The organism is Bacillus sp. FSL R9-9497, from assembly GCF_038005805.1.
In the GTDB taxonomy this organism is placed as follows: Bacteria; Bacillota; Bacilli; order Bacillales; family Bacillaceae_G; genus Bacillus_A; species Bacillus_A cereus.
Map to the genome: position 1 here is coordinate 280,001 of NZ_JBBOTY010000001.1, position 7,500 is coordinate 287,500.

The window sequence follows — 7,500 nt, forward strand, 5'->3', positions numbered from 1 at the left end:
CTGAGGAAGGCTCGTCCGCTCAGGGTTAGTCAGGACCTAAGCCGAGGCCGACAGGCGTAGGCGATGGACAACAGGTTGATATTCCTGTACCACCTCTTTATCGTTTGAGCAATGGAGGGACGCAGAAGGATAGAAGAAGCGTGCGATTGGTTGTGCACGTCCAAGCAGTTAGGCTGATAAGTAGGCAAATCCGCTTATCATAAAGGCTGAGCTGTGATGGGGAAGCTCCTTATGGAGCGAAGTCTTTGATTCCCCGCTGCCAAGAAAAGCTTCTAGCGAGATAAAAGGTGCCTGTACCGCAAACCGACACAGGTAGGCGAGGAGAGAATCCTAAGGTGTGCGAGAGAACTCTGGTTAAGGAACTCGGCAAAATGACCCCGTAACTTCGGGAGAAGGGGTGCTTTCTTAACGGAAAGCCGCAGTGAATAGGCCCAAGCGACTGTTTAGCAAAAACACAGCTCTCTGCGAAGCCGTAAGGCGAAGTATAGGGGGTGACACCTGCCCGGTGCTGGAAGGTTAAGGAGAGGGGTTAGCGTAAGCGAAGCTCTGAACTGAAGCCCCAGTAAACGGCGGCCGTAACTATAACGGTCCTAAGGTAGCGAAATTCCTTGTCGGGTAAGTTCCGACCCGCACGAAAGGTGTAACGATTTGGGCACTGTCTCAACCAGAGACTCGGTGAAATTATAGTACCTGTGAAGATGCAGGTTACCCGCGACAGGACGGAAAGACCCCGTGGAGCTTTACTGTAGCCTGATATTGAATTTTGGTACAGTTTGTACAGGATAGGCGGGAGCCATTGAAACCGGAGCGCTAGCTTCGGTGGAGGCGCTGGTGGGATACCGCCCTGACTGTATTGAAATTCTAACCTACGGGTCTTATCGACCCGGGAGACAGTGTCAGGTGGGCAGTTTGACTGGGGCGGTCGCCTCCTAAAGTGTAACGGAGGCGCCCAAAGGTTCCCTCAGAATGGTTGGAAATCATTCGTAGAGTGCAAAGGCATAAGGGAGCTTGACTGCGAGACCTACAAGTCGAGCAGGGACGAAAGTCGGGCTTAGTGATCCGGTGGTTCCGCATGGAAGGGCCATCGCTCAACGGATAAAAGCTACCCCGGGGATAACAGGCTTATCTCCCCCAAGAGTCCACATCGACGGGGAGGTTTGGCACCTCGATGTCGGCTCATCGCATCCTGGGGCTGTAGTCGGTCCCAAGGGTTGGGCTGTTCGCCCATTAAAGCGGTACGCGAGCTGGGTTCAGAACGTCGTGAGACAGTTCGGTCCCTATCCGTCGTGGGCGTAGGAAATTTGAGAGGAGCTGTCCTTAGTACGAGAGGACCGGGATGGACGCACCGCTGGTGTACCAGTTGTTCTGCCAAGGGCATAGCTGGGTAGCTATGTGCGGAAGGGATAAGTGCTGAAAGCATCTAAGCATGAAGCCCCCCTCAAGATGAGATTTCCCATAGCGTAAGCTAGTAAGATCCCTGAAAGATGATCAGGTTGATAGGTTCGAGGTGGAAGCATGGTGACATGTGGAGCTGACGAATACTAATAGATCGAGGACTTAACCATATAATATGTAGCAAATGTTATCTAGTTTTGAAGGAATATGCCTTCAATAGTTTGGTGATGATGGCAGAGAGGTCACACCCGTTCCCATACCGAACACGGAAGTTAAGCTCTCTAGCGCCGATGGTAGTTGGGACCTTGTCCCTGTGAGAGTAGGACGTCGCCAAGCAACTTTAAGACGAGTCAGAATGACTCGTCTTTTTTGTATGCTTTCATACCTCTATCAATTGCATTTTTAACCCCTTCTAAATAAGAAAATCCATATTTTTTATCTGGCTCTAAGTAAGTTCCTTCCGCCCACTCGTTCCATGCGTTAATAAATAAAAACTCGCTGTTATAAAAAGAGTAAGTCCGATGAATTTGCTTGCTTAAATATATGGTGAACTTTTCAGGGGTAGAACCTACAAAGATGCTACTATTCGCGTTTTTACGTCGTGCAGTATTATCCCAATCAACAAAAGCACCAGGAAATGTTTTTTTCTTTGGGAGCGATCGTTGTAATATATACATCCATACTTTATCGTAGTCCCAAACATTTAATTGCATATCAGAATCATATATTACCTTATTTATGTCTGAAGAGCTATCATGGGCAATTGTATAGAAAGGTTCAAACTGAATGCTAGCATCAAATCCATTTATATTAGGTAGTGGAAAACTGTTTAATGTTTCAGCAAAGTATATACCTTTTAAACCATTTTCTCGCGCTAATGCATTCCAGTAATTAAGCATTTTTTCACAATCAGGAATATGTCCTGGACGATAAATAATGAATAAAGGTTTATCATCTATATAAATATATCTCTCATCTTGGAAAGCCTGTAATAAATAATCAAAGTGTTCCTTCCAATCAGATATATCTCCGTAGTCTTGAGGCATTAATATATGTTTATCGAGACCATCCCAAGATTTTGTCCATGGTTCATTTGCCCAAGAAAGACAAAAAGGGAAGTCAGGTTCCTTCATCTTTAATACCTCATTAAAGGGTGTTTCTAATAGTCTTTTTCCCTTAAACCAGTAATGATAATAACAAAAACCATATATCCCGTATGCTTTAGCGATTTTTGCTTGCCACTTTCTTACGGAGGGGGTAGTTAAGTCGTAATAAAAATCTTGATAAGGTTCCCTAGGTTGATAATGTCCTGAAAATAAAGGTCGTGCACTTTTAGTATTTGTCCATTCAGTAAATCCTTCCCCCCACCATCGATCATTTTCTTTTATTTGATGGAATTGTGGTAAGTAAAAAGCGATTATTTTCAAGTTATATCCCCCTTATATTATTCGTAGTTCAAGTAGTGGGAAGTTACTATTGATTTATTAAATCACTGAATTATATAGTATTTAGAAATTTTTTACATTTTTTTTACTAATAAAAACATGTAAAAATTCAGCATCTAGCCCTAGTGATCTATCCTTTGGTAAATAAACAATTGTATACATATTTGCGTGTGTATAAATATATTCAATCATATCCTGCCCCCAATCGAACGTTACTAAAGATCCATTCTCATCAATAGGGTTTCCATGATAAATGGGCTCTTCAATATATTCAATCACCTCTTTATTCATTTTTGCTCTTTGCACAGTTTTTGTGAGTGTATGATACCAAGGGACAGTAAATACATGAGCACCGCCAGGTTTTAATACTCGTTCTATTTCTTTAAAGGCTTTGTTTGGCGTCATTACATGCTCAAAAACGTCTTGAGTAATGAATAAATCAAAAGATTCATTTTCAAAAGTCATGTCTTCTAAGTTCTCACATCTAATACCTTGAAAGTATTGGCCAAGAGGATAATTTTTAAAGTATTGAGAATAAGTATAGTTTTTACAGTTTTTTAATAGTAGCTGAGTCGTAATTCCTCCAGGAGAGGATTCATGAATATTATAGGAATCCCATTTTGGAAAAAATGTATGTAAAGCATGGATTAAAGCTCGCTGCCTTGGTATAGAGTTACATGTAGAACATAAATAATGATCTCTAAGCCAATCATTATGCTCTATAAATGTAGCTTTCTTTTCGCAAATAACGCAGTACCCATTATTGTGTTTCAAATTGATTTCCACACGATATCCCTCCTATGTTAATAAATGCAATCTATGTATGGAAAGTATGATACACGTCAACAATCGGCGAAATCAAAGGAAATGGGTGAAAGTTAGGTATCTCTTAAAATTACGATTAGGGAAAGAGAATAATTAACTCCCACTCGAATTAAAGTTTCACCTTATGCTATGCGATGTATCAGCTTTTATTCGTGGAAAAATGTATAGACTTAAAATATCCCTTTCGTGTATGGGTACATTTCAAAATCCTGTGCGTATATTTCTGTAACTAAATCCATAGTTTCTTTATCATAAAAGCTTTCGTATGTTGGAAATCGGGGAAAGCTTGGATCTGTAATGCTAAGTTCTGCATAGCTTCCTGCATAAATCATCTTGTGAGCGCGATGATGATCTGAATTTGTAAGAAGTGCTAAATTGGATTTTGTTAAATCGTACATGTGTTCTAGTTTAGTGATTTGTGTATTAAAATCTTCTAAAGGAATATAGCATTGAATGAAGTTTTCTTCACCAGGGACGTATTGTTGACTAAAATGTATATCTAATGGTAGGGAATTGGAACCGAATGCCTGAACGTAATATAAAAATTGTTTAAATGATATTCCTTGATTACTATATTTATCATTATAAAAATAATGACGGATGCTCTCCCATTGTGGGCTAGCATATGGATTGTCAGCAAGTAATAAAAATGAGCTGACAGCCCTTGTATAAGGATTTCGTACAAGTTTACAAACATTTTTTTTAGCCTCTAGAAGACTATTTTGTAAATGTTGAATGTAATTTGTACTGTTTTTATACACCCAGAACTCATAGTAATGAATAAAGTCATTGTATTTCTTTGCTTCAGTAAATAATCCAATTTGAAAAAAGAACCAATTAGCTAATGAGGTGCATCCGCTTCTATGACTCCAAAATAGTATAAGGGGAAAGTCTTTATGGTAATGCGGAATTCGATCTTTATGTAGGATTACATGATTTAAAAGTTCTTGATTTATATTTTTCATGAGTTTAGCGCTCCTTTTTTGAGAACTTTGTGTATGTAGAAGCTTTTTTATGGGTTAAACAAGTGAGGATTGTTTATTAAATATATTCATGGGGATGAGTAAATATTATGAGTGTTTTTGCAGTCAACCTGAATAAGGAAGCTATTCTAAAATGAAAATAGAAAATAAAGATAATGAAAATTTATAACAAACATACAATGATAAGAGGATGAATAATCAAACTGATCCAGTTTATTTGTGTATATTTTTAAGTTTGACGATAGGAAAAATTTATTACTAGAGAGATGATATTATGAGGAAGAATAATTATTTAATAGTAGGTGGAAATAGTTTCATTGGTATCAACCTCGCATTGGGTTTATTGAAACAAGGACAAAATGTAAAAGTATTTTCCAGACATATAAATAATTTTCCTCAAAATATTATAAGTGAAGTTGAATTTATTAAAGGTGATTTAGAAAATGTTAAGGATATATATAAGGCTTTAGTGAATATAGATATTATTATTTATTTAGCTGCGACGTCTAACGTAGCAACTTCAATTGAAGACGTTTTTGGCGATATTGATAGCAGTCTATTTTTTCTTAATTTCATGGAAAGTGTTAAAGAATTTCGTATTAAAAAAATTATATTAGCTTCTTCGGGAGGCACAGTTTATGGTGAACCTGAATATTTGCCTATTGATGAGAAACACCCATTAAGACCACTTTCCCCGTATGGAATAACAAAAGTTTCGCTGGAGAATTATTTGTATTTTTATAAGAAAAAATATGGAATAGATTATGTTGTATGTAGATATTCTAATCCGTATGGAAAATACCAAAACCCTTTAAAAAAAGTTGGGGCGATAAATTGTTTTTTGTACCAGCATCTCAGTAATGAAAGGATTCATATATATGGGAATCCAGAGGAGATTATTAGAGATTATATTTATATCGATGATTTAGTTGAAATTACTATACAACTAGCACAATTAAATCAATTGAAATCTTGCGTATACAACATAGGGAGTGGCAAAGGTCTTTCTTTAAAACGAATTATAGTGGAATTAGAGAAAATAACAGAAAGAAAAGTGGATTTTATCTGTTACAAACAAAAACAAGAGAACGTTCAAAAAATCATTTTAAATATTGATAAGGTAAAACAAGAATTGAATTGGGAACCTAAAATAGATTTTAAACATGGGATTAGATTAAATAAGCTATGGATTGAAGAGTTCTTATGTAGTAAAAAATAATAACCCACGCTCTACTTGTATATAAGCAGAGCGTGGGTTATTATTTTATTTCTTTTTCTATAACCCAAAGGTCTTGATGTTCCCACCAAAATCCTTCAGTATACTTTTTGATAATTGGGTTATGGGGTAATAATTTAATTTTGTCACACACGTAAGAGGGACTAACTATCGTTTGTCCGTATTGATTCACATCTAAATCAAATTGTTCACTAGAAGAGAGAAACCAATAGCCCTTTTCATTTAAATTTGGAAACCCAAAGTATTTTTTGCTTTGATAGCCATGGGTTGTGAAAATGAATAAACCACCAGGTGAAACAGCGTTATACAATGTTTGTAGCCAACGAAACCAAGTTGTATCAGGCATATGAGAGAAAAAGGATAGACAAAAAACGATATCGTACGTAGAGGAGTCCAATTTTAACTGTTCAGGCTCAGGATGAGATAATATAGAAGAATTATTTAATTTGTTTTCAATAAAGGAAATGGCCTCTTCGTGTATATCGCAAGCGGTTATACTCAAATCCGTTTGTAGATTTAATAAATGACGTGTTACGCAGCCGTATCCGGATGCAAATTCTAACAATTGATTTGGATTGCCTGTAGGAGGATAAAGGGAAGTAATTAAGTTTAAGAGTATTTTTGCTGAGTTTTGCCCATCTTTAAAGTAGTAATCTATCGCTTCTTTTTTTGATGGGAAGACGGGATTAGTGACAATGAACTGAAAGATATGATCCTCAGGATGGATACTTGCATTTACATTATAGCTGTGTGCGATTTGAGAAATTAAATCTTTATGTTCCTCTATAAAGTCTTTCAAAGAGTATTCCTCCCTTGAGTAATAGTAGCAACTTAAAAGAGATATTGATGGCATAGAAAGCACATGTTTAAATTTTTAAGTATGCTTTAAGATACTTTCTATATGTATACATTTTCATTTTAGAAATGTCGTCGATAGTAAATCTTTCTTTAATGAAATTTTGCATTTGCACAACTTCATTGTAATGGGAGTATGAATCTTCTGTTCTCGTTACGCTATTTAAATGTCGTCTATGATAGTTTAAGGGGGCTGGATTGAAGTGAATATCTCCCTCTGTAAGAAGAGAAACATAGAAGAACCAGTCACCAGCTATTTTGAACTTCTCTAACTGTTTTTCTGTTTTCTTCATATCTATATTTTTAAAAACTACACTTGAAACATTAGGTATAGTATTTTTGATAAGTAACGTATCTTGTATTTCTTCGACTCCTTTTCGAAAATAGGGGGCTTTCCATTTTTCTTTATCGATATCATTTGTGTAATTTAAATAATGATTAGCCAATACATTTCCTTGTTCATCTATTTGTTTTGATTGTGTGTAACTTAAGGTAATATTGTTATTTATATAAAACCCCTGTATCACCTCTTGTAAAAATGTCTTATCGCATAAGTCATCGGCCTCTGCGATCCAAATATAATCACCAGTTGCTGCAGAGACTCCTTTTATCCATTGTTTAAATACAGAACCAGAGTTTTTATCATTAATAATCTGTTGAACCTTCAGGTGGGTCTTATTTTCTTTTGAGAGCAGCTTTTTAAAAGTTGATACGCTATGATCAGTGGAGGCATCGTCTAAGAAAATTAGTTCGTAAAGAG

6 protein-coding genes and 2 rRNA genes (2 of these 8 only partly in view) are annotated in these 7,500 nt (G+C 36.7%); 3 read left to right on the plus strand and 5 right to left on the minus strand.

The features are described from left to right. Positions 1 to 1,565 (plus strand): 23S ribosomal RNA (locus MKY21_RS01585); it begins 1,358 nt to the left of the window's first position. Between the two features lie 50 nt (positions 1,566 to 1,615). Beyond that, positions 1,616 to 1,731: ribosomal RNA gene (gene rrf, locus MKY21_RS01590) — 5S ribosomal RNA — on the plus strand. Between the two features lie 14 nt (positions 1,732 to 1,745). Here rrf and MKY21_RS01595 read toward each other — a convergent pair. From MKY21_RS01595 to MKY21_RS01605, 3 genes are all read right to left on the minus strand, one after another. Beyond that, a complete protein-coding gene (locus MKY21_RS01595) occupies positions 1,746 to 2,822 on the minus strand; it encodes a glycosyltransferase WbsX family protein (RefSeq protein ID WP_016119031.1) in 1,077 nt (358 codons plus the stop codon). 81 nt (positions 2,823 to 2,903) lie between these two features. Then, the gene (locus MKY21_RS01600) at positions 2,904 to 3,626 is read right to left on the minus strand and encodes a methyltransferase domain-containing protein (protein WP_016119032.1); all 723 of its coding nucleotides are present in this window, start codon (positions 3,624 to 3,626) and stop codon (positions 2,904 to 2,906) included. A 209-nt stretch (positions 3,627 to 3,835) separates the two neighbouring features. Continuing rightward, positions 3,836 to 4,630, minus strand: a complete 795-nt coding sequence (locus tag MKY21_RS01605; RefSeq protein ID WP_016119033.1) for a sulfotransferase family 2 domain-containing protein — start codon at positions 4,628 to 4,630, stop codon at positions 3,836 to 3,838. A gap of 292 nt (positions 4,631 to 4,922) precedes the next feature. Between MKY21_RS01605 and MKY21_RS01610 the strand changes: the two genes are divergently transcribed. Continuing rightward, entirely contained in the window at positions 4,923 to 5,867 is a 945-nt protein-coding gene (locus tag MKY21_RS01610) for an NAD-dependent epimerase/dehydratase family protein (RefSeq protein WP_201144869.1), read from the plus strand. 40 nt (positions 5,868 to 5,907) lie between these two features. Here MKY21_RS01610 and MKY21_RS01615 read toward each other — a convergent pair whose 3' ends face one another. Together MKY21_RS01615 and MKY21_RS01620 are read right to left on the minus strand one after the other, a co-directional pair. Continuing rightward, the gene (locus MKY21_RS01615) at positions 5,908 to 6,684 is read right to left on the minus strand and encodes a class I SAM-dependent methyltransferase (RefSeq protein WP_000651235.1); all 777 of its coding nucleotides are present in this window, start codon (positions 6,682 to 6,684) and stop codon (positions 5,908 to 5,910) included. A gap of 67 nt (positions 6,685 to 6,751) precedes the next feature. After that, on the minus strand, positions 6,752 to 7,500 hold the final stretch of the coding sequence (locus MKY21_RS01620; protein WP_000558374.1) for a glycosyltransferase. Its footprint extends 1,183 nt past the window's final position; 749 of the gene's 1,932 nt are visible here — the last part of the coding sequence; the start codon falls outside the window, past its right edge; it ends in the stop codon at positions 6,752 to 6,754.

What these genes read in the sequence shown, in the direction of transcription:
- MKY21_RS01610 (WP_201144869.1), top strand. Translation starts at nt 4,923, where the DNA reads ATGAGGAAGAATAATTATTTAATAGTAGGTGGAAATAGTTTCATTGGT.
- MKY21_RS01605 (WP_016119033.1), bottom strand. Translation starts at nt 4,630, where the DNA reads ATGAAAAATATAAATCAAGAACTTTTAAATCATGTAATCCTACATAAA.